Source organism: Wolbachia endosymbiont (group A) of Chalcis sispes, from assembly GCF_964026765.1.
GTDB classification, from domain to species: Bacteria; Pseudomonadota; Alphaproteobacteria; order Rickettsiales; family Anaplasmataceae; genus Wolbachia; species Wolbachia pipientis.
In genome coordinates, this window is the sequence record NZ_OZ034697.1 from 514,670 (window position 1) to 536,741 (window position 22,072).

At 35.4% G+C, this 22,072-nt stretch carries 20 protein-coding genes, 1 other RNA gene and 1 pseudogene; 12 read left to right on the forward strand and 10 right to left on the reverse strand.

From position 1 onward, the window contains the following. The first annotated feature begins 194 nt into the window (after nt 1-194). Complete coding sequence (locus AAGD72_RS02600) at nt 195-2,297, forward strand: hypothetical protein (RefSeq protein WP_341815053.1); 2,103 nt, start codon at nt 195-197, stop codon at nt 2,295-2,297. 157 nt (nt 2,298-2,454) lie between these two features. Then, an RNA gene (gene rnpB, locus AAGD72_RS02605) (RNase P RNA component class A) lies at nt 2,455-2,804 on the forward strand. 51 nt (nt 2,805-2,855) lie between these two features. Here the strand turns inward: rnpB and AAGD72_RS02610 are convergent. Beyond that, on the reverse strand, nt 2,856-3,626 hold the full coding sequence (locus tag AAGD72_RS02610; RefSeq protein ID WP_010962797.1) for a response regulator transcription factor: 771 nt from the start codon (nt 3,624-3,626) through the stop codon (nt 2,856-2,858). Nucleotides 3,627-3,951: 325 nt separating this feature from the next. On the opposite strand from AAGD72_RS02610, the gene AAGD72_RS02615 reads away from it, so the two are divergent. From AAGD72_RS02615 to AAGD72_RS02630, 4 genes are read left to right on the forward strand one after another with little or no spacing between them, the layout of a single operon-like run. Next, complete coding sequence (locus AAGD72_RS02615; protein WP_341815054.1) at nt 3,952-4,935, forward strand: NAD(P)H-dependent glycerol-3-phosphate dehydrogenase; 984 nt, start codon at nt 3,952-3,954, stop codon at nt 4,933-4,935. A gap of 19 nt (nt 4,936-4,954) precedes the next feature. Beyond that, nucleotides 4,955-5,437 carry a phosphatidylglycerophosphatase A gene (locus AAGD72_RS02620; protein ID WP_006279290.1) on the forward strand — a complete coding sequence of 161 codons (483 nt, stop codon included), beginning with the start codon at nt 4,955-4,957 and terminating at the stop codon, nt 5,435-5,437. Continuing rightward, nucleotides 5,427-6,206 carry a GNAT family N-acetyltransferase gene (locus tag AAGD72_RS02625; RefSeq protein WP_006280097.1) on the forward strand — a complete coding sequence of 260 codons (780 nt, stop codon included), beginning with the start codon at nt 5,427-5,429 and terminating at the stop codon, nt 6,204-6,206. The genes AAGD72_RS02620 and AAGD72_RS02625 overlap by 11 nt, the downstream gene beginning before the upstream one ends. 42 nt (nt 6,207-6,248) lie before the next feature. Then, nucleotides 6,249-7,385, forward strand: coding sequence for a hypothetical protein (locus AAGD72_RS02630; protein WP_010962793.1), 1,137 nt, complete (start codon nt 6,249-6,251; stop codon nt 7,383-7,385). A 3-nt stretch (nt 7,386-7,388) separates the two neighbouring features. Here AAGD72_RS02630 and AAGD72_RS02635 read toward each other — a convergent pair whose 3' ends face one another. From AAGD72_RS02635 to AAGD72_RS02660, 6 genes are all read right to left on the reverse strand, one after another. Next, nucleotides 7,389-8,177 carry a succinate dehydrogenase iron-sulfur subunit gene (locus AAGD72_RS02635; protein WP_010082472.1) on the reverse strand — a complete coding sequence of 263 codons (789 nt, stop codon included), beginning with the start codon at nt 8,175-8,177 and terminating at the stop codon, nt 7,389-7,391. Between the two features lie 86 nt (nt 8,178-8,263). Then, nucleotides 8,264-8,716, reverse strand: a complete 453-nt coding sequence (gene ybeY / locus AAGD72_RS02640; protein WP_010082473.1) for an rRNA maturation RNase YbeY — start codon at nt 8,714-8,716, stop codon at nt 8,264-8,266. Nucleotides 8,717-9,100: 384 nt separating this feature from the next. Next, nucleotides 9,101-9,499: an EVE domain-containing protein gene (locus AAGD72_RS02645; RefSeq protein ID WP_341815055.1), complete on the reverse strand. Its 399-nt coding sequence runs from the start codon at nt 9,497-9,499 to the stop codon at nt 9,101-9,103. Beyond that, nucleotides 9,499-10,695, reverse strand: coding sequence for a cell division protein FtsZ (gene ftsZ / locus AAGD72_RS02650; RefSeq protein WP_010962790.1), 1,197 nt, complete (start codon nt 10,693-10,695; stop codon nt 9,499-9,501). The genes AAGD72_RS02645 and ftsZ overlap by 1 nt, the downstream gene beginning before the upstream one ends. 248 nt (nt 10,696-10,943) lie before the next feature. Beyond that, complete coding sequence (locus AAGD72_RS02655; protein ID WP_341815056.1) at nt 10,944-11,399, reverse strand: hypothetical protein; 456 nt, start codon at nt 11,397-11,399, stop codon at nt 10,944-10,946. 83 nt (nt 11,400-11,482) lie between these two features. Continuing rightward, complete coding sequence (locus AAGD72_RS02660; RefSeq protein ID WP_341815057.1) at nt 11,483-12,991, reverse strand: YifB family Mg chelatase-like AAA ATPase; 1,509 nt, start codon at nt 12,989-12,991, stop codon at nt 11,483-11,485. A gap of 122 nt (nt 12,992-13,113) precedes the next feature. Between AAGD72_RS02660 and AAGD72_RS02665 the strand changes: the two genes are divergently transcribed. After that, complete coding sequence (locus tag AAGD72_RS02665) at nt 13,114-13,953, forward strand: polysaccharide deacetylase family protein (RefSeq protein ID WP_182366999.1); 840 nt, start codon at nt 13,114-13,116, stop codon at nt 13,951-13,953. Continuing rightward, the gene (locus tag AAGD72_RS02670) at nt 13,908-15,482 is read left to right on the forward strand and encodes a penicillin-binding transpeptidase domain-containing protein (RefSeq protein ID WP_341815058.1); all 1,575 of its coding nucleotides are present in this window, start codon (nt 13,908-13,910) and stop codon (nt 15,480-15,482) included. Before AAGD72_RS02665 ends, AAGD72_RS02670 begins: the two co-directional genes overlap by 46 nt. Before the next feature lie 1,091 nt (nt 15,483-16,573). On the opposite strand, the gene AAGD72_RS02675 is transcribed toward AAGD72_RS02670, so the two are convergent. After that, on the reverse strand, nt 16,574-17,623 hold the full coding sequence (locus AAGD72_RS02675; RefSeq protein ID WP_010962785.1) for a class I SAM-dependent methyltransferase: 1,050 nt from the start codon (nt 17,621-17,623) through the stop codon (nt 16,574-16,576). A 101-nt stretch (nt 17,624-17,724) separates the two neighbouring features. On the opposite strand from AAGD72_RS02675, the gene AAGD72_RS02680 reads away from it, so the two are divergent. Beyond that, nucleotides 17,725-18,096 carry a hypothetical protein gene (locus tag AAGD72_RS02680; protein ID WP_077188297.1) on the forward strand — a complete coding sequence of 124 codons (372 nt, stop codon included), beginning with the start codon at nt 17,725-17,727 and terminating at the stop codon, nt 18,094-18,096. Continuing rightward, nucleotides 18,097-18,381 (forward strand): DUF2610 domain-containing protein, encoded by a 285-nt coding sequence (locus AAGD72_RS02685; protein ID WP_010962783.1) that lies wholly within the window; start codon nt 18,097-18,099, stop codon nt 18,379-18,381. It begins immediately after the preceding gene. Between the two features lie 6 nt (nt 18,382-18,387). Here AAGD72_RS02685 and dapD read toward each other — a convergent pair whose 3' ends face one another. Continuing rightward, entirely contained in the window at nt 18,388-19,218 is an 831-nt protein-coding gene (dapD, locus tag AAGD72_RS02690) for a 2,3,4,5-tetrahydropyridine-2,6-dicarboxylate N-succinyltransferase (protein ID WP_341815060.1), read from the reverse strand. 75 nt (nt 19,219-19,293) lie between these two features. Between dapD and AAGD72_RS02695 the strand changes: the two genes are divergently transcribed. Then, nucleotides 19,294-19,722 carry a zinc-ribbon domain-containing protein gene (locus tag AAGD72_RS02695; protein ID WP_341815061.1) on the forward strand — a complete coding sequence of 143 codons (429 nt, stop codon included), beginning with the start codon at nt 19,294-19,296 and terminating at the stop codon, nt 19,720-19,722. Between the two features lie 111 nt (nt 19,723-19,833). Then, a complete protein-coding gene (rpe, locus tag AAGD72_RS02700) occupies nt 19,834-20,514 on the forward strand; it encodes a ribulose-phosphate 3-epimerase (RefSeq protein WP_341815062.1) in 681 nt (226 codons plus the stop codon). A gap of 143 nt (nt 20,515-20,657) precedes the next feature. On the opposite strand, the pseudogene tnpC reads toward rpe, so the two are convergent. After that, nucleotides 20,658-22,004 (reverse strand): annotated as a pseudogene (gene tnpC, locus AAGD72_RS02705) (IS66 family transposase). Nucleotides 22,005-22,072 lie beyond the last annotated feature (68 nt).

Sequence of the window (22,072 nt, forward strand, 5' to 3'; positions counted from 1 at the left end):
ATACCTGTAGAACCAATGATTGCAATTGTTGGTTTTTTGAGAAATAGCATAAAGCTTCTTAGCCCTCTTCAAGCTTATATTTACCTTTTAGTATAAAATATTATATTAATTTTTTAATTTTAGTTAAAATTTTCATTGACATTAACACACAGGAGTAATCATAATAGCATTTTATTAATATTTTAAATAAAATTATGTCTATATTAAGAAGATTGCTCGGGATCAACTCAAATACACCGGAAATTAAAGAAGCGATAGGTTTTAATCCAACAAACGTAGAATTAATTGAGGGGAATGGAGTTGCTTACGGACTCAGCTATCAAGATAATGGTAATGGGAGCAGTAAAGTAAAATTACTTATTAGTCCATTATATCAATCAAAAACATACGAATGTGGTACAAATATCAGCGTAGCAAATGAATTCAAAGATCAATTATCTCTCACATTAATAGAAGATTCAGCTGAAATAGATAAAGTTGGAGTTATCTTTCCTGAAGAAGGAATTAGCGAAGAAGGAGAAAAATGCGTTAAAGGCTTATCTTTTAACACTTACGGAATTAAACAATCAGTTAATACTCCTTCAGTTGAACATTTAGATAAAAGAAAATTACAAAAGAATATTGATAATAATAGTCTTGCAAATGTGGGCAATAGTTACTTTCAACCAAGAGCAGTGAAAGTTGGTAATGGTGACGTAATTGTAATCGCCCATAACTTAAAGGATCAAACTTTAGTTTCTTGGTACTTAAAGTCAAGCGAGAGCGGAAAATTTAAGGTATTGACTGGAGAAAAAGGTGTTACAGAAAGAAAATTGTTCAATTTTGATAATCAGGGGCAATTGGCATTAAATGGAAACACGATGCTTTATTCGCAAGTGAGCAAAAGGATTACTAAGGAAAATCAAGAGGTGAGAAAAACACGTATTTTTAAATTTGATATGGCTAAAGTGATTCAGGGTCTGAAGGATGGAGTTAATGGCTTTTTACTTGGTAATCGAAAAGGTCAAATAGATAATAAAGCACTATCTCTTTCTAGAGAACATGAAATAAGCTTTTTGCAGTATGTTGAACAAACGGAAGGAAATGATCTAGTTGCTTTTCTTGAAAATGACCAATCAGCTAATGAGCAGAGGTTACATATAGCAACTCTACTTAAAAATGGATCAGTGTCAGATTTTCCTATCTATCAATTTACAGATCCTATAGAGCAATTATATATTAAAGGCAACGGTCAGGGTGGTTTTATCGTAACTGCGGTAAGTGGAGAAAATATTGTAACTTTTAATCAAAACGGCTCTGGAAAATCTTCTGAAGCAACAATAATACCGGCAAATAGCATCAAAACTCTCAGTGATTTTGTTAATATCATTAACGGTCGATTAACGCCAGATATTATTTCTAGTAGTACCGTGGCTCCTATAACTGTTGCAGAAACGGTTGTGACTTCTAAGAAAACGCCGACTGCTGCAATTACTAGCACAGCAGAAACCGACGCTGTGAAGACTACTAAATTGACAACGGAAGCCGTTGCACCTACTTCTACAATAAGTAAACCTTCAACGGGGTCAACGACAGTAGCAAAAACAACTACTACTTCACAAGCGACCACGGTTGCTACAACGTCAACTAGTGTGCCGATAGTAACTTCAGGGACTGAGACAAGTACTGTAAAACCTACAGCAGCGACTGGTGCGTCGACTTCTACGATGAGTAAACCTTCAACAGAGTCAACGACTCAAACAAGTACAGTAACAGTGAAGCCAACAACAGAAGCCGTTGCACCTACTTCTACAACGAATAAACCTTCAACAGAGTCAACGACTCAAACAAGCACAGTAACAGTGGAACCAACTGCGCCAACAACAAGCTCAGAGAAAACTACACAAACAGTATTTAGTATACCAAGTACTAGAACAAAAGAGTCAACAACTCCTATATTCACCACGACTTTACTTCCTCAGTCTACTTCTTCACCACAACCTACTCAACTTGCTATAGGGTCTAATAAGGCAGGAATGATAGGGGGATCTTTGGTTGGAGCAATAGGTATTGTTGGAATTATAGGATTCATAGCATATAGATATGTTAAGGGTCGTAATGCTGCTCCTGTATTAGAACTAACTGATTTGGGTTATAGAAGGCGATCATCTTCAAGTAGCGATGAAGAAATTTTTACCACTGGTAACAGAATGCGAACTATATATCAATCTGAAACAGTGCTAAATAGTATATCAGTAGAAAGTAGTAGTCGATCAAGAAGTAGCTCATCGTCTTCAAGCGGTGGACCAGGCTCTTGACTAACTGAAGCGGAGTCTAAAAGTGAAAAAAGCTTATCTTGGGATAGTGATGATGTGCCGGAATATCACCTTTAGCTATTTGTCTAAATGTTTTTAATATGTAGACTGTTAGGAAATTGTCTTTTGCTTTTGTGATTTTCATGTTAAAGTATAATTCCTAGGTGAAATAAGTAGCTGCTGTTGTGTGATAAACATAGCAGAGGAAAGTCCGGGCTCCAAGGAAAAATAGTGACGGGTAATGCCCGCCGGAGGTAACTCCAGTTATAGGGCTACAGAAAATTACCGCCTAAAATATTTTTAGGTAAGGGTGAAAAGGTGTGGTAAGAGCACACCATGGCAATGGCAACATTGGTAGTCGAGTAACCAACACTAGGAGCAAGATTAAATAGAAGTAGATTTTATGTTTTCCTCATATCTACTCGGGTAAATCGCATGCGGTAAATGGTAACATTTACTCCAGATAAATAGCTACATAAACAGAACTCGGCTTATATTTCACCTAGGCGTTCACATGATACGTGCGATATAAGCCATGCTATATTTAAATGTGTAGGCATTTCATGCGTTGTCCTTCACTTGTTCTGCTTGATAGCCATCACTACTTTCGCCTACATTAACATTAGAATATTCATCATCATCAATATACTCTTTCAGAACATACCCTCTGCCCCAAACGGTTTCTATGTGGCTTTTTCCATCATTTGCACTTTCAAGTTTCTTACGTAATTTGCACATAAAAACATCAACTATCTTGTTATCTGAAGGTTCATCCAAGCCATTGTAAAGATGATTTAAGAACATTTCTTTTGTTAGTACTGTTCCTTTACGCAGTGCTAGCAATTCTATCATAGAATACTCTTTATTAGTAAGGTGAACCGTTTTACCTTTCACCTCAACAACCCTGTGATCAAAATTGATATTTATATTACCAATCTTTATCACCGATTCAGGATGGCCTTTAGTACGACGCACTATGGCCTTAATTCGAGCTAATAACTCGCTTTTATGAAATGGCTTGGTTAAGTAATCATCGGCACCATACCCGAGTCCTTTAGCTTTGTGATTGACAGCGGATATGCATGAAAGTATTAAGACAGGAACTTTGATTTTTGCACTTCTTAGTCTTAACAATATATCATATCCGTCAATATCACCAGGTAAGTGTATATCTAAAATAACTAGGTCATAGTAATCTCCGTTTGAGGAAACCATATTATTGTTATAATCTTGTGCAGAAGTAACAACGTCACAGAAGTGTCCATCAGAAGTTAAGGCGTTAACCACAGTCTTTGCACTTACTTGATCATCTTCAATTAATAATATACGCATATTTTACACCCCATAAATAATTTATAATTTTAGTAATATATATAACTAAGGAAAGTAATAAATCAAATTTTTATTAACAAATGATCAAAATTACACTTATTAATTAATAGTAAATATATTGTTCCAAAGTTATATAAATAGATCTAAAATATAATAGACATACCATGATAGTAATAATATTTTTAGTAAATATTGAATTAAAGTTACTATTATTAAAAGAATACTTCGGTTAATAAATATTTAACTATTCTATATGTCTGTGTTATATTTTTAATTTACTTATCCTACTATTTTAAAGTATAAGTAATATTTTCAGGAATATTGTGTGGCAATATCAATTTTAGGTGCTGGTGCATGGGGTACAGCAATCGCAATTTCATTAGATAGTAAGAAAGATGTGATTTTGTGGACTCACAATGAAACTACATTTGAATCAATCAACGGGAAAAGAGAAAGTGACAAGCTACCCGGTTGTCGAATTTCTGATAATGTGTCAGTAAAATTGGCTATTGAAGACACAATTAATGCTTCAGTAACAATCCTCGCTGTTCCCACTCAGTCTCTGAGGAAGGTATGTCAGCAATTGCATAATTGTAATCTGAAAAAAGATGTAGCAATAATTTTAGCTTGTAAGGGAATAGAAAAGTCTACATTAAAATTACCTAGTGAAATAGTAAATGAAATTTTACCTAACAATCCTATTGCTATTTTTTCAGGTCCTAGCTTTGCTGTAGAAGTTGCAAGAAAATTACCCTATTCAATGGTTCTTGCATGCCAAAATAACACATTAGGTTCAAAGCTAGTATCAGAGCTGCAACAAGAAAATGTTAAATTGGAGTTTGGTAACGACATTATAGGAGTACAGATTTGTGCAGCGTTAAAGAACGTTTTTGCTATAGCGTGTGGGATTGTTCTAGGTAGTAAACTTGGGTTTAATGCTCATGCAGCATTGATTACGAAAAGTATGAGCGAAATTAAGGCTTTATACTCAGCAAAAATTGGTGACGGTAGTGTGGATATAAATACACTACTTGGGCCAGCATGTCTGGGTGACCTAATTATGACATGCACATCCTTGAATTCAAGAAACTTATCTTTTGGGTTTAAAATAGGTAATAGTGACAATGGCTTTAATGTTCAGCAGATTTTGTCAGAAGGCAAGTCAGTGATTGAAGGTTTTAGCACTGCTGAGTCCATATTTAATTTAGCAGGAAAGCTAAAGATAAAAATGCCTATATGTGAAGCGGTCTATAGATTATTGTATGAAAGCGCCTCTATAGAGGATACTATTTCTGTTCTTATAAGTTAATTTTGTATTTGGATATATTGTGAAATTTTTATATAAATTAATATCAACGTGGTGGCTGTCTGGAACAGTAAAAAAAATGCCAGGTACTGTGGGTAGTTTGGCTTCTTTTCCGCTTGTTCCTGTAATCCTGAGCAACAAAATTTTAGGTGCAGCAATTATTTCTTTTTTATTCTTAATTGGATTATGGTCTACAGGTAATTATATAAAACATTACAAGACTTCATGTGATCCAAAAGAGGTAGTAATTGACGAAGTGGTTGGTCAATTGCTGACGATACTTTTAGTTTCGATATTGTTAAGCCAAGAGATGAATTGTTCTTCATTGTTGTTGTGCTTTTTTTCTTTTAGGTTTTTTGATATAATAAAAACGTGGCCTATAAATTTAATCGATAAAAATACCAAAGGTCCTTTAGGTATTATGCTAGATGACGTTATAGCTGCAATTTTAGCCTGTGTTCTTATAGGAGCCTTTTATTGTTTATTGTTGGTGTATGCAGGATAAAAAAATTTATTATTCAAGCTTAATTGTTCAAAATCTAAAGGATTATATACTGTACACAGCGAATTTATCTGAGTGGGAAGTACACGATGAATTTGATAACATCATATTTACAATAAATGGTACCAGGGAGTCATTATTTAATTTTGTGTTCTGTGGAGATCAATGTACCGAGCTTTCTATACAAAAAACTCTAGATTATCTCAGAACAAGAGATATAGAAGCAACATGGGTAATAAATTCACATATGAAAATAAGAGATATTTTAGAAAAGTGTGAAATAAAACACGTTAGCACACCAAAAAAAGCTTTACTTAATATGAAAAATTACTTTTTACCTGCTGATGTTATTCCAAACTTGAGGTTAAATGCTGTGAATGGTAGCAACCTCTTAGAACAGTTAGATCTACACACTTCTAAAATTTTTTATCATGGCGTTGGAATTGTCAGCACATTTTTTCGCGGATTATCAAATTATGATGATAAGAACTCAAGATTAAGATTTTTTCTTGTAACACTAAATAATGAAATTATTGGGACATGCGGTCTTTATGTTCAAGATAGCGTAGCTGGTTTTTATAGTGATGGAGTTTTACCAATTTACAGGAATCGTGGAATAGGTACCCAAATGGTTTTAGAAAGAATAAAGATAGCTAAACAGCTTGAATGCAAATATATAGTAGCACATTGTATGAAATCTTCTGTGAACCTTTATAAGAGATTGGGCTTTCAAATGTTAGGCAATCTTTACTTATATACCTCTTCAGCATAATTCTGAGCGGTTACAAATTTTTACATTTGTTTTAAAAGTGCTATGTTTTTTTTGTATGAAGTGGTTTTAATATTGATTCTAATATTATTCTTTCTCTCTTATTCTAAATTAAAAATTAGTAATAAGATTAAGAACTTACAGCATCAAAATGTTATCATAAATAATTTAATTGATACTGTGAATGATGGGTTTTATATTTGGGATGCAAAAAAACGTATAGAAAAGTTCTCTCCCAATTTACTAATTTTGCTTAATACTGTTTTTTACTCATTTAATGAGTTTGTGAATTTTTTTGAGCAATCAGAAAGCTTAATCAAAAATTTTGTTGAGGCAAAGGAAATAAATAAATCTTTTACTCTAGATTTAAAGTCAAAAGACAGTGAGGTTTATTGCATATGTTACGGTAGAAGCATAATAGATGATTCTAACAATGTGATAGGTGTGCTGTTATGGATAAGGAATGTCTCAGACTGTAAGATAAAGGCTAACGGACTTGAGTTAGAAAATAGTAAGCTTACACAGGAAGTGGAGAGCTATAAAAACGTTTTCAACTCTTTACCATTTCCAATACTAAGATATAACAAGAGTAGAAAGGTGGAATTTTATAACTTGTTTTATGATAAATATGTAGATGGTTCTAAGAAATTTGCTATTACCGGTAGCGCTCATAGCACAAAACCAGGAAGACATGTCATAACTTATAAGAACGAACCTAAGGTTTTCGATTTTGTTAAAATTCCAATACAAGGTTCTGGTAGCATAGTAATGTATGGGAAAGATGTTAGTGATGCAGAGAAATTATATACTGAATTAAACAGTTATTTAGCTACACAGAAAAATTTGCTTGAGAGGTTACCGGTTGCTATAGTAATATATAGTAAGAATCAAAAGCTAAAATTTTATAATAATGCTTTTATAAAAACCTTTCAATTTGACCCAAAATTTTTGGCATCTTACCCAACTTATCACGAAGTTATGCTTTACCTCTTCGAATCTAAAAAGCTTTTAGAAAAAGAGGATTTTCAAACTATTAGTAACCAAAGACATGAGTTGTTCAAAAAATTATTTGAATCGTACGATGATACGATGCACTTCACAAACGGAAAAGCGTTCAGGGTATTAACAATACCCTACGCTTCGGAAGGTTTGCTGTTCTCTTACGAAGAATGCAAAAGGTAATACTTAAACTCCTTCTCTCTCTACCATGAGCTGTTTTACTTTCGCTATTGCTCTTGCTGGATTAAGTCCTTTAGGACAAGTTTTTGTGCAATTCATTATTGTATGACAACGATACAACTTGAATGGGTCGTTTAAAACATCAAGTCTTTCACCTGTCTTATTATCACGGCTGTCAGCAATCCATCTGTAAGCTTGTAATAGTATTGCTGGTCCTAAAAATTTATCACTATTCCACCAGTAGCTTGGGCAACCAGTCGAACAGCAAGCACATAATATACAGTCGGACAAGCCATCTAATTTTTTTCTATCTTCAGAAGATTGAGAGTATTCTTTATTTGGTAGGGCAGGCTTATCTGCTTGTAACCAAGGTTTAATTGATTTGTATTGCTCATAAAATTGGCTCAAATCCGAGACTAGGTCCTTTATTACATACATGTGAGGTAATGGATATATTTTTACGTCACCTTTTATATCATGTATAGATCTAGTACATGCAAGAGTATTGGTTCCGTCAATATTCATGGCACAAGATCCACATATACCTTCTCTACAAGAACGTCTGAAAGTTAAAGTCGAATCTATTTCATCCTTTATTTTTATTAATGCATCAAGTACCATAGGGCCACAACTATCCATATCAATAAAAAATGTGTCTATTCTAGGGTTTTTCTCGTCATCAGCAGACCAACGGTAAATTTGAAATCTTCTGATGTTTTTTGCTCTAGCAGGAATAGGATAAATTTTGCCCTTTTGATTAATTTTAGAATTCTTTGGCAAAGAAAACTGAACCATATCACTTACCTTTTATTGTTTATAGCTAAAACCCTTTGTAGATAACATATTTTATTATCATCTACTATATTTTTATTAAATTCCTTTTAAATCGCACACATATTGTAGCCAAGCGAAGCTAAAATCTCTCTTTCTAGATTTTTCATTATAATTTCTTCATCTTTTTTTTGGTGATCATAACCAAGTAAATGCAGTAATCCATGCACTAACATGTGTGCAATGTGAGCAAGAATGGGTATATAATACTCATGCGATTCTCTTTTTATTGTGTCTATTGAAATTGCTATGTCTCCTAAATCGCACTCATTAGACAATTGTTCATACGGAAATGATAGTACGTTAGTTGGCTTATCCATTTCTCTAAATTTTAAATTAAGTTGATGTAGCAAGTCATCATCAGCCAGAGCTATTGATATATTTGGTTTATAGTGGTCTATTTTTAATTCTTTTAGAGAAGCATTGATGACACCTAATACAAAATTTTTAGGATTTTCTATAATGCTGCACCATTTCTTGTCAAGAATATTTACTTCTAACATGAGTGACACATCAGTAAGGGTGTCATGCAAATAGCTGACACTGGAATCCAAAAAAGAAGAGTTATAGACCCTTGTGTCATGTACACAACTGTACGAATATTGTACACTAGAAGGATGTCATCCCAGTGCCTAGACACTGGAATCCAGGAATTTTGATTAGACATCAAGTTAGTGAATATAAAAGTAGCTAATCTTATATTAAAACACAACGGCTTTAATGTGGTTGCATTAAGGCTGGATTCCAGTGTCAAGCACTGGAATGACACCTTTGTGTTTGATGCAAAATCGGCTATAACGTTTAATGCACTGCCTTCGAGACAAATATTCATACAGCTGTGCGTTGTGTGCTGAGATGACATCATTTAGGAACTGAAATGACAGGTATTACACATCACTCATCCTTATTATTTCATTCCATTCAATTTCCGAAACTGGGGCAATTGATAAACGTGGTTGTTTTAATATAGTCATATTTTTCAAAAGTGGGTTTTGTTTTATATTATTTAACGTTACTTGGTTATTTAAAGGTTTCAAAAACTTTACATTCACTAATCCGAACTTGGGATCATTAACATAATAATACTCTTTAAATACTTCAACGATTCCAAGTATTGCTTTCTCTTTACCTGTATGATAAAAAAACGCAAGATCGCTTGCTTTCATAATTTTCATGTAATTTTGAGCTTGATAATTGCGCACACCATCCCACTCAACTACCTGATCCTTTTCCATTTTTTGCCATGAGTATTCACTTGGCTCTGACTTGAGTAGCCAAAATTGCATTATTTTTTTCTTCTTAAGTAAGCTGGTATATCATAGATATTGCTGCCCCACTTAGCTCCTTCGCTTACCTGTTCAGCTGGTTTTGTTTCCAGTGTTTTGTCTTGCGTACTTTCACTTTGACTATATGGCCACTTAAATTTCTCTTTCTCTGAGTCTTCGCTCTGACTTATAGGTGAAGTTTCTGATTTATTATTGCGACCATCAATGCCAGTTGCAAGAACAGAAACTCTAACTCTTCCCTCCATCGCTTGATCAAAAGTAGCACCAAATATTATATTTGCATTTTCATCTACTTCTTCACGCACTCTATTGGCTGCAGCATCAACTTCAAACAGAGTCATATCTCCGCCACCAGTAATGTTAATTAATATTCCTTGCGCACCTTTCATTGATACATTATCAAGCAATGGATTAGATATTGCAGCCTCTGCAGCGCTAATTGCTCTATCTTCTCCTTCTGCCTCTCCGGTGCCGATCATCGCTTTGCCCATCTCGCTCATTACTGTTTCTATATCAGCGAAGTCAAGATTGATAAGCCCTGGCATGACCATCAAGTCAGTTACTCCTCTGATGCCAATGTGCAGAACATTATCAGCAAGTTTAAATGCATCAGAAAATGTAGTTTTTTCATTTGCAATTCTAAATAAATTCTGATTTGGAATGACAATAAGTGTATCCACGTATTTTTGCAGTTCTTCAAGTCCAAGCTCTGCAATGCGCATACGGCGCACACCTTCAAAACCGAACGGTTTAGTTACAACTCCAACAGTCAATATCTTTTTTTCTTTTGGCGCTCTATCCTTAACTGCGGCTCTTGCTTCTCTGGCTGCTTTTGCAATTACCGGTGCTGCACCGGTTCCAGTACCACCGCCCATTCCTGCTGTGATGAAAAGCATATGACTATCTTTTATATGCTCCATAATCTCATCAATTGACTCTTCTGCTGCACCTTTGCCAACATCAGGCAAAGCACCAGCACCAAGCCCCTTAGTTAAATTAATGCCAAGCTGAATTTTTTTATCACATAACGACTTTTCTAGTGCTTGAGCATCGGTATTTGCGACAACAAAATTCACTCCTTGCAAATTAGATTGGATCATGTTATTCACAGCATTTCCACCAGCACCACCCACTCCCACAACGGTAATCCTTGGGTGCAATATAGGTAACTCCGGCAGACTAAGATCAATAGACATTTAAATTACTCAAATTTAGCGAATTCACTTGATAATAAGTTACCGCTTTTTTAATAATATGCAAATACTTTTCACTTCTATAGGCGTAAACAGTAAACGGGATTTACTTATTCTTAACATTTATACCAATAAGTGCCGTTAATTATAATAACTAGATTCTTAGATGACATCACTTAACCGATGCAAAAAATAGAAAACGTTTATAAAAAGGGACAGAAACCTATCCCTTTTTATTTTGTTGAAGATTATTATACTTCCTGATCTTTCCCTTTCCCTTTCAATGCTTCAACTGCAACATCTTTTAATTTTGAGGCAACTTGATATGTTCCATAAAGAACGGCAGCTGCAGCAATTGCCATTATGGCACCCGCAACTATCTGACCAGCAACACCTGTTCCGATAAATCCAGGTAATGAAGCAGCTATTGCTTGATTTGTTCCAACAAAGTAACTGGCAGTCTTAGCAAGAAACCCAGAAGCTTCTGCTGCACTAACAAAGCCTGCTTTCATATGCATTGCTGTAAAGACAACACTTGCAACTGCAAGCGGAAATAATGCTGTTCTCCCTTTATTATGCATAGCGTACTGACCAGCTCCACCAGCAGCACCAGGAATTCCCCAGTATTTTTCAGCTTGTATATATCCTTCTGAAATAGCATGAAAAATGCCATCCCCTTTTCCATACTCATAATTTGTTAATGCCATAACTCTACTCCTTAAATAGAATGTTAAAATTTCATTAAGGAAGCATATAGTAAAAAAAATTGCCTGTCAAGTAAACTAATTTTTTAATATACCTTTATTCTGTAATTGAGCGCTTCAGCAATGTGTGCTCTTTTTACTTCTTCACTTTTTGCAAGATCTGCAATAGTTCTTGCAACTTTTAATACGCGTGTGTAGCCTCGATTGGAAATGTAATTTTCTTTCAGTACGTATTTTAGCAATTCTAACCCTGCCTGATCTGGTTCAGTAAATTTATTAAATGCTTCACCGCTTACTTCTGAATTGCAACGAATATTTAATTCACTATAGCGCTCAGTTTGAACTTTTCTTGCTGCTATCACTCTTTCTCTTATAATTTTAGTACTTTCTCCCTCCACAGAGATTTCAGGAGAGAGTATGCTAACGTTTGGCATCTCAATGCATATGTCTATTCTATCAAGCAATGGCCCTGATATTTTGTTTTTGTAATCTGTGCCACACTTTGGAGCTTTGTTGCACGATCTGCTTGCATCACCTAAATAACCGCACCTGCAAGGGTTCATTGCAGCTATCAGTTGAAAATTGGCAGGGTAGGTTATGTGAGCATTTGCCCTTGCAACGGTAACTTTTCTATCTTCAAGTGGTTGGCGCAGAGAATCAAGCACAAGTCTTGGAAATTCTGGCAACTCATCAAGGAATAACACGCCATTGTGAGCCATGGTAATTTCTCCAGGTTTTGCATTCTTTCCTCCCCCTATCATCGCTGGCATAGAGCATGAATGATGAGGTTCACGAAAGGGACGAGTTACTTTGAATATTTCGTTACCAGTTTTTGTTATGCTGGAAATAATATTAACATCAATCATTTCCTGTTCAGTCAAATCAGGTAATAGCCCTACAAATCGTTTAGCAAGCATTGATTTTCCAGTACCAGGAGGGCCAACAAGAAGCATATTATGCCCACCTGCTGCTGCAATTTCAGCTGCTCTTTTTGCAACAACTTGGCCTTTGATATCCTTCATATCGGGAACCAATCTTTTTTCTTTGGGTGCATCACTATAATTAAAAATTACTGGCTGAATTAATTGCTCACCCTTAAAGTGTCTGATAATATCAGTTAATTTCTCTATAGCCAGAATTGAAACATTCTTTACCCATACAGCTTCTACACCATTTCCTCTCGGGCAAATTACTCCTTTATTGTCCTTTTTTGCATTAATTGCTGTTGGCAGCACACCTGAAACTGGAATAACTCTGCTATCAAGAGCCAGTTCACCCATGATTATATAAGACTGAACTTTTTCAACTGGTATCACATTCATTACAACAAGTAGTCCAATAGCAATAGCCAAGTCATAATGACTGCCTTCTTTCAGCAAATCCGCAGGGGAGAGATTAACTGTAATTCTTTTTGGAGGTAGTAGTAGATTGATTGAATTTAACGCTGCTCTGATGCGCTCTCTGGATTCTGCAACAGTTTTATCCGGCAAGCCAACAATATTAAAAGCTGGAATACCATTTGCCATATGAATTTGTGCATTGACATTTACTGTGCTAATTCCCTGAAGCGCAACGGTATTTATATTTGCAATCATAATATATTATATAAAATTGTTAATACAATATATTAAAGAAGCGATGAAGTAAAGGCTACAGCAATTAAAGATGGCTTAACTTAGCAAAAAAGTGTAGTATTCTATCACTTTGCTGATTACAAATGTTTATAAGGATAATCACTTTTTTCTTACTATATTCAAGTACGGCTTTTTGTAGTGATTGTAATTTTAATTTACCATACTGTGGGCTCAGTTGTAATCTAGATCTATCATATAGAAATTTAAGTAATATAAAAAAATTATTGAATAACGACGATAAGTTTGTTGCGCTTACGTTTGATGATGGACCTTCCAACAATAGAATAAACGATATTATTAATGTTCTGGAAAGCTATGAAGCAAAAGCAACATTTTTTGTGCTTGGTGAACGTATAAATGAAAAAACGTCTGAAATAGTAAAGAAAATTCATGAATCAGGTCATGAGTTAGGCAATCACTCTTGGTCGCATAGGAAGTTGACATCACTTTCAAGTGAGGAACAATTGCAAGAATTGGAAAAGACAAATACAGCAATTAAAAATGCAATAAAACAAGATGTAAAATGGTTTCGTCCGCCATATGGATGTTATGACGATAATCTGATTGAAAATACTGATCAATTAAATATGTATTCAATATTATGGACAGTTGATTCGCTAGATTGGCAAGGTGATAAGCCAGAAACTTTAGTTGAAAGAGTTTTAAGTAATGTACATAATGGAGCAGTTATACTGTTTCATGATCACAATAACAGGTCAAACACAATTGAAGCTTTACCTCATATTATTAAAATACTAAAAAAATCAGGTTATAAGTTTGTGACCTTAAGTGAGTGGGAAAAAAGGGTTTGTAATACGGTAAAAGCCAGAAGTGTAACAATAAAAGAGGGGAAAAAAGTGCGTTTTGAAGGAATGTTATGTGGACAAAAAACAAAGTCTTTAACCGCAGAGCATTCATATTAGGTGGTATTCAGCTTACCATTTCTGCGGTTTTTAGTTGCAGGTTATATAATTTACAAATACGAAACAGACAAAAGTACGAAGCACTATCTAATAGTAATAGAATAAGAGTTGCTACTATTATGCCTAAGCGGGGCAAAATTTTAGATAGGAATAGCATTGAACTTGCGATGAACAAAATTTCGTATGTTGTTTTGTTTGATGGTTCTGGTAAGGAAGTTGATTTGCAGACATTATCAGAAGTCGAGTCTAAAATAGCAAAATCGTCAGAAAAAATAACTGCTCTTTATAAACGTTATTACCCGTTTGGTTCAATGTGTTCTCATGTAATCGGATATACAAAAAGACAGCAAGGCATAAGCGAAGTAGGAATCAGCGGTATTGAATATACATATGATCATATATTGAAAGGCAAGTCAGGAAAATCTGAGCAGGAAATAAATTCTAAAAAACGCGTCATAAAAGAATTATCAAGCATACCACAACAAGACGGACAAGATGTACAACTGACAATTGATATTAATCTGCAAGAGAAAACCGCAGAGGTATTTAAAGATCACCAAGGCTCCGCAGTGGTAATTGATGTAAATAATGGAGAAATTTTAGCATTATATAATTCACCTTCTTACGATAATAATCTTTTTGCTAGCAGGCTATCAAATGAGACTTGGGAGAGCTTGAATGCTCCTTCATTGCCGCTCGTGAATCGTGCGTTATCATATCAAATTCCACCTGGTTCAATATTTAAAATAATAGTTGCGCTTGCAGCTTTAAAAGATGGAATAATAACACCAGAAGAAAAATTCTCGTGTAAGGGCTATATGAAAATAGGCGAGCGGAAATTTCGTTGCCTGAAAAGCAAAGTCCATGGATATGTATCTTTAAATGAGGCAATGGCATTATCATGCAACACTTACTTTTATAATATAGGAAAAAAAATAAGTGTAGACTCTCTAGTAGAAATGGCCAGAAAATTTGGTATTGGAAGTGGGCCACTGATTGGAACGTTTAAAGAAGAAGCTCCAGGGTTGTTGCCAGATAGAGATTGGCGTACACGAAAGCTATATTCGCAGTGGTATTTAGGTGACACTATCAACTTAGTTATAGGACAAGGGTATATGCTTACAACACCACTACAGCTTGCAGTTCTTGCAGCGAGGATTGCAACAGGAAAAGAGGTAATTCCCCGCATTAAGATGAATGAAACGATACAAGATTTTCCCGATATTGATGTGGATTGTGAGCATCTTAGCATAGTTCGAAAAGCTATGTTTGATGTGGTGAATTCTAAAACTGGAACCTATAAGAAAGGGCTAAGCGGTATACAAATTGCCGGTAAAACCGGTACACCAGAGATAAACTCTAAGGGTGAAAGTCATAAGTTATTTATCGCTTATGGCCCTTACCATAACCCGCGCTATGCAATCTCTGTGTTTATAGAACACGGCAAAGCCCCACGCCAAGATGTTGCTATAGCTAATGAAATATTTCAGTATATGCTTGAAACTATGAGTATTAAACTTCTTGCATAACCATATAACAAACTTTTATTGGGAATAGAAACGAAAAAACTTGCTTGACAAACCTCGCCAGCCCCCTTATCATAAAACTGAAGCTATTTATTTATCTTCGCAATCTGCAGATTAAAACGACAAAGGGAACTTTGTATTTGGCGTAAATCATGCTTAATTTTTTGCACTATGTGCACCTCATGTCTTTATAAAACTTCTGGGTTTCTAGCTATACAAGCCGAAACGCGCTTATAAAGCGTTTAAGACATCAAAAGACGTCAAATAGAACAAGGGAGAATTTGAATACTAGCTACCCTAGGTTCTCTTTGCCTTTTTTTCTGCTTAGTAAATTTCTTAAACATTTAAACTAAGGTGAGTTGCATTTAAAAGCAGCTAAATTGCAGTGTTTAAGACTTAAAAAACGCCAATACTGAAAATAGACAATGACTAGGGTTTCTTTTGCCTTTTTTTTCGTTTGGTAAATTTCTTAATGTTTATGGCTAAACGACAACCGTCATCCCGCTGCTTGTTAGCGGGATCTCTTGTTAGCGCCGCGGTGGTATGACGTAGGATTGTTGTCATTCCGCTACTTGTTAGCGGCTGAGATACCGCGAATGAATCGCGGTATGACGGTGTAGATGATGGTTAAGTAATTCGTCATCCCGCTGCTTGTTAGCGGGATCTATGTTAAGGTATAGTAGGGGATCTATGTTAAGAGATACCGCGAATGAATCGCGGTATGACGGTGTAGATGATGGTTAAGTAATTCGTCATCCCGCTGCTTGTTAGCGGGATCTATGTTAAGGTATAGTAGGGGATCTATGTTAAGAGATACCGCGAATGAATCGCGGTATGACGGTGTAGATGATGGTTAAGTAATTCGTCATCCCGCTACGTGTTAGCGGCTGAGATACCGCAGCGGTATGACGGTTCGCGGCGGGATGACGATAAGCTCGTCATCCCGCTTTGTTAGCGGCTGAGATACCGCGAATGAATCGCGGTATGACGGTTCGCGGCGGCATGACAATAAGCTCGTCATTCCGCTACTCGTTAGCGGAATCTATGCTGAGATATCGCGGCGGTATGACGTAGGGAAACCTTTCTTGGGTTAGCTATATCAATAGCATTGCTTTAAAAAGAGTGCCCATATTTTCAGTCAACCTTAAGAATTCACTAAAGATCCTATTCTTTTGTTCATCACTTGCGCTTTTCATTAAAGCCTGGGTTCTTTCTTTTATGCCAAAAAGATATAAAAATTCCCTTTGAGTTAAAATCTCACAATCTACATGCTTTAATGGATCTCTTAACGCTTGAAAGTTCACAAGTGCGGTAATATCACTATTACCAACATTCTCAAGAAAATTAGCATACTTATGTTGTTTTATCGATTGCAAAGTGCTCTTATATGCGGGGTATACATAACCGTAATCTACAATCAAAGCAGCTCCTTTATTATTATATATCTTCTTCTCAAGTTTTTTTAATATTTCAACCCCAACTGAACATATTTCCACCACTGCACCATTAAAAAATTTTCCATTTGTCATCTGAGTAGCTGACACTGGAATCCATGATTCTTTTTTTCTGGATTCCAGTGTCACGCACTGGCATGACACCAAGAGACTGCCATCATCTTGTTTTGTCACCATATTTTCATACCACCCCTCATCATGATATACAAACTGATCTATCGGAAGAGCGTCAAAGAACTCATTTGCTAAAAAAATGGTTGGTTGTTCTGGTAGGTTGTCAATATTTTTGTGCCAATTAACATCTAAGCTTTTTAATTTTTCCTTTTGTATCTTCCGTAAAGTAGGGCTTATTTCAACTAAGTGGATCAACATCGAATTAAAAAAGCTGCTGTATTTTTTAGTGACTCTTATTATATCGTGAATGAGTGTTCCTTTGCCTGGCCCAAGTTCAACTAGAGAAAATTTTGATGGCTTTCCTAATTTTTCCCATGTATGCATTATCCAAACTGCAATTACTTCACCAAATAATTGGCTGATCTCAGGTGCGGTAGTAAAATCACCATCCTTACCAAGCGGTAATTTACTTGTATAATAGCCGTATTTTTCATGGTACAAAACGGCATTCATGAAATCACTGATGGATATTGATCCTTGACTTTTGTCAATTAATTCGTGTATATAAGTGAGCATGTTATTAATAAATGTTTAACTATAGCGTGCCATAATATAAAATAGTAGAGTATTTATATATATAGTATACACTTAAGTTTGTGAGTAATAGTGCTTCAGTTATGGACGACAAAAACACCGATTATGTTGCCCTTATAGCTCAAGATGATAGTATTGAATACAAATTTGAAGAAGCTGTCAATTTTATAGAAAACAAGGTTATAAATGCTGATGGGCTAACTTTAGCGGAAGTGTTTCAAGTGCTAGTTCAAATGCTAGATGGTGATCTAGCATTGGTAAAAAAAGTACTAGCATATGCTAATATTATGGCAAAGCATGGAATGAAGGTAGCAAAAGAGTCGCAATTAAGCAGAGCTGATGTTCGCCGAGCTTTGGAAGGTAGAGAAAGTGTTGTCAATAGACAAGATTTTATAAAGAAACCACCTCTTCCACCTGCTATAAAATCGACCAAAAAGAAAAGTAGAGGTCTTTAGATGGCTGAATCTATAAAAAAATTTACTGTACAATGTGACTTCAAAGGACAAAGTTCACCTTTTGCAATATACATAGGAAATCCAAAAAGTGATGCTCATCCAATTCATCATCAAGATTCCTGGCTTGTAAAAGAACGTGGAGGGAATATTCCTAATAAAGTAAAAGAAAGTCTACAAAAATTATATAAACTATCTCAAGAAAATGGAGTCTCTTTCTCAGAGTTATGCGCGTATGCCATTACTGTGGTTAGTAATAATGATAAAAAAAGTGACGACAAGGAGTAAGATAGTTTAATCCCTCAATATTTCATTTATAGAGATTTTCGATCTCGTCTTTTCATCCACTTTTTTTACTATGACTGCACAATAGGTTGAAATATTATTTTTAGATGGAATAGACCCTGGTACCACTACAGAATAAGGTGGCACTTCGCCGTAAAATACCTTGCTAGTTTCTCTATCAATAATCTTTGTTGATGCCCCAATAAACACACCTATGCCAAGGACTGATCCTTCTCTCACTACCACACCCTCGGCCACTTCGCTACGTGCTCCAATAAAGCAATTATCTTCTATAATGACAGGTGAAGCTTGAATAGGCTCAAGAACTCCACCTATTCCCACTCCACCGGAAATATGACAGTTTTTTCCTATTTGCGCACAGCTACCAATCGTTGACCAGGTATCTATCATTGTTCCTGAATCAACATATGCACCAACGTTGATAAAACTTGGCATTAGAACAACATTTGTACCTATATAAGCAGATCGGCGAACAAAACACCCAGGAACTGCTCTAATTTTTAACTGGCGAAATTTCTCCTCATTCCATTCACTAAATTTGTTACCGATCTTGTCAAACCAGCAATTAGTATTATCTATTATTTTATTTTCTTCGGTGAGAAAATGTAATAATATTGCCTGCTTTATCCACTTATGTACTACCCATTCTCCACTTGATAGCTTTTCTGCTACTCTAATTTTGCCACTATCAAGGAGCTCAATTACCTCTTTAATTGCTATTCTTGCTGTTTTCTTTAGATTACAGTCATTAAATTTTTCTCTATTTTTCCAAATATTTTCTATCTCACTCTGTGTTTTTTTTAGTTGCAAACCTTCCATTTGTTATATATATATTGATATTAAATTTGTAGCTCTGTATCATTTGAGCTTGTTACTACTTTATATGTAAGTGCTATGAAAATACAATGTAATAGTTGTACTAAAACTTACTTAGTATCTCCTAAGCAAATTGGCGCGTCTGGAAGAAAGGTAAAGTGTACGAACTGCAATCACATATGGCATGAATATCTAGAAGAAGTGTCAAACAAACAGCACTCTGCTAATATACAGGAAAAAAAAGTTAGTGGAAGGAATTTTTTACAAAATCTAGCATTTACCACTCTAGCTTTTGCAACAGCTACAGGGTTATGCGTCGTAATTGCTAACGGCATCTTTCCTAGAGAGATGAACAAAGCATACAAAACGATCAGTTCATATAAGGATTCAATAAGCTATAAATTAGGGTACAAAAAAGAACAAACAGAAAGTCCAAATGTAAAAAAACTTGCTGTAAATAAGTTTTATCAAGACTACCTTTTTTTATCTAATTTAAGATCTAGTTAAATAGGCATACCGATATCAGTATCCAGTTTCTATAGCTACTCAGATGGTGCGCATAGTATTAGGGTGACAGAGTTTTAAAAATAAGTTATTTTTTAGCAAAAAAGGCAGCTCATGAGTATTAAAATTGCACCTTCTATACTTTCAGCAGATTTTGCAAAATTAGGGGAAGAAGTAAGAAAAATTAGCGATTTAGGTGTGGATTACATACACATAGACGTTATGGATGGGAATTTCGTTCCAAATATTACAATTGGTCCTAGCGTTGTCTCTGCAATACGTAAATATAGCAATCTTCCTTTTGATGTGCATTTAATGGTCAAATCTCCTGGTAACTACATTGAAAGCTTTATAAATGCTGGTGCTGATATTATCACTGTACATGCAGAAGCAGAGATACACCTTGAGAGGTTGATAAGAAAGATAAAGTCATACAAAAATGTAAACGACGAAAAAAAACCGATTCAAGTTGGAGTTTCAATTGTTCCTTCAACTTCTCCAAGTGTGCTTGAATATATAATACATGAGCTAGATATTGTGCTGATTATGACAGTCAACCCTGGCTTTGGAGGACAGGAATTCATTCATTCACAGTTGAACAAGATATCTACTATAAAAAAAATGATACAAGAGCGTAACCTTAAAACACAAATTTCAGTAGATGGTGGAATTAACTTTTCTAACGCAGCTGATATAATAAAAGCAGGTGCAGATATTTTAGTTGCGGGATCGGCGATATTCAAGGCTGAAGATATTAAGAAGGCCGTAAACGATCTTAAAAATCTATTGTTGTGACCCTATATAGCTAAAGTGGCTTAGGTTTACCTACAATTTGAAAAACAACAAATTCGTCATTCCGCTACTCGTTAGCGGAATCTATGCTGAGATACCGCGGCGGTATGACGTAGAAAAACCTTTCTTGGGTTGTATCCGTTCAGCTAAGCGGTGTGAGAGATGATAGATAAGAGGTTTTGGAAAGCCCATTTGTTTCCATGTCAAGTATAATGAAATTATCCGTTCAAGTTCCCCACTTCGATTGGGTAAAATATGAATTTTTGCGATAAACGACATAATGCCGTATCTGCTGTTCAGCATGGTTATTTGTCAGCGGAATATTTTCTGGGTCATCTAAAAAATTCCACATTATTCTTTCAGATTTCAAAATATTTTTTGCAACTCGAGAAGCTCCAATTGCTTCAGGTAAACGGCTTCAAGTAATACCTTGTACGTTTTCGCAACTTTCTGGCACGTCTGGTAAATCTAAAAACATCTATCTCATTTTTTAGCAAGGCCTTTTTTAGTGCAAATAATTCAGTGGCTACGTTTCTTAAGTAACAGCCCAGAACTTTAACTTCAATGTTCCAACTATGCGCTAACCTTTCAAAATCTCTTGATAAATGTGCCCAACAGATTTGCCTGTTCTTATCGGCAAAGTAGTTGTATGCTGCGTACCTGTCGTAAGCTATTGCGATTGCAGAACTTACTATTTTGTAAAACCTTCATTCCTCTTGACTCTGTCAATTTTATAAAACTTGCTGTATTACTGGCAAACATCCAGCACCAACCAAGTTTACCTTTGTTATAATGGCTCGTTTCATCGATATGCAGAACTTCACTTTTACTTACTTCTTGCTCGATTTGCTCATACGCTTCTTGGCATTTTTCTGCAACTCTAGCCTCGCTATTTGACACGCTACCAACACTGATGTCCAGGTTGAAAATATTTTTTATAATATTTGCTACTTCTCTTTTCGAGTTCTTATAAAATCCGCTCAGCGCCGCGATTGTTGACTTAACTTTTGGACCAAATGTATCCGCAGTAACACCTTCTGGTAGCCTGCTACTTTTTCTTTTTCCACACTTGCAACAGCGGCCATTAGTATTCCACAACATAAGCTGGCAAATCAACTTTTTGATGAATGTATGGCTCTTTCGATATCGCAATTTCTCCTCCGCACTCGCAAGAACTCTATTTTCACCACTTCATCTGCTTCCATTTTAGGGCGATACTTTCCTTCATGCCCAATCTGTGCCCCTATTTTCCTGTCACTTTTTTTCTTTTTCTTCTTTAGCTTGTATAACTCTTTTGAGCTCGGTATCGATGAATTTTGTGAATTCAGACCTAGTCTTTCTTTCAATTCAGCATTTTCGATTCTTAGCGCCTTATTCTCAGATCTAAAATTTTCGTTTTCTATCTCTAACCTCTTTATCTCTGCTTTTAGTTGCTCTATCTCTATTTTAAAGCTTTCACAGAGCTTGAGAAGACTAGCTAGTAGATCAGACATATTTACCACACATACTACTTGTGATATTATGTTTTTAGCACTCCTTGTCTACTTTTTATTTTACCGCT

Bases quoted from the DNA above. Each gene is read 5' to 3' on its own strand.
- AAGD72_RS02625 (WP_006280097.1), top strand. From the start codon at position 5,427: ATGCAGGATAAAAAAATTTATTATTCAAGCTTAATTGTTCAAAATCTA.
- ybeY (WP_010082473.1), bottom strand. From the start codon at position 8,716: ATGTTAGAAGTAAATATTCTTGACAAGAAATGGTGCAGCATTATAGAA.
- AAGD72_RS02680 (WP_077188297.1), top strand. From the start codon at position 17,725: ATGGACGACAAAAACACCGATTATGTTGCCCTTATAGCTCAAGATGAT.
- AAGD72_RS02695 (WP_341815061.1), top strand. From the start codon at position 19,294: ATGAAAATACAATGTAATAGTTGTACTAAAACTTACTTAGTATCTCCT.
- AAGD72_RS02670 (WP_341815058.1), top strand. From the start codon at position 13,908: ATGTGGACAAAAAACAAAGTCTTTAACCGCAGAGCATTCATATTAGGT.
- AAGD72_RS02610 (WP_010962797.1), bottom strand. From the start codon at position 3,626: ATGCGTATATTATTAATTGAAGATGATCAAGTAAGTGCAAAGACTGTG.
- AAGD72_RS02630 (WP_010962793.1), top strand. From the start codon at position 6,249: ATGTTTTTTTTGTATGAAGTGGTTTTAATATTGATTCTAATATTATTC.
- AAGD72_RS02655 (WP_341815056.1), bottom strand. From the start codon at position 11,399: ATGGCATTAACAAATTATGAGTATGGAAAAGGGGATGGCATTTTTCAT.
- AAGD72_RS02600 (WP_341815053.1), top strand. From the start codon at position 195: ATGTCTATATTAAGAAGATTGCTCGGGATCAACTCAAATACACCGGAA.
- rpe (WP_341815062.1), top strand. From the start codon at position 19,834: ATGAGTATTAAAATTGCACCTTCTATACTTTCAGCAGATTTTGCAAAA.
- AAGD72_RS02685 (WP_010962783.1), top strand. From the start codon at position 18,097: ATGGCTGAATCTATAAAAAAATTTACTGTACAATGTGACTTCAAAGGA.
- AAGD72_RS02645 (WP_341815055.1), bottom strand. From the start codon at position 9,499: ATGCAATTTTGGCTACTCAAGTCAGAGCCAAGTGAATACTCATGGCAA.
- dapD (WP_341815060.1), bottom strand. From the start codon at position 19,218: ATGGAAGGTTTGCAACTAAAAAAAACACAGAGTGAGATAGAAAATATT.
- AAGD72_RS02660 (WP_341815057.1), bottom strand. From the start codon at position 12,991: ATGATTGCAAATATAAATACCGTTGCGCTTCAGGGAATTAGCACAGTA.
- AAGD72_RS02665 (WP_182366999.1), top strand. From the start codon at position 13,114: ATGTTTATAAGGATAATCACTTTTTTCTTACTATATTCAAGTACGGCT.
- ftsZ (WP_010962790.1), bottom strand. From the start codon at position 10,695: ATGTCTATTGATCTTAGTCTGCCGGAGTTACCTATATTGCACCCAAGG.
- AAGD72_RS02675 (WP_010962785.1), bottom strand. From the start codon at position 17,623: ATGCTCACTTATATACACGAATTAATTGACAAAAGTCAAGGATCAATA.
- AAGD72_RS02635 (WP_010082472.1), bottom strand. From the start codon at position 8,177: ATGGTTCAGTTTTCTTTGCCAAAGAATTCTAAAATTAATCAAAAGGGC.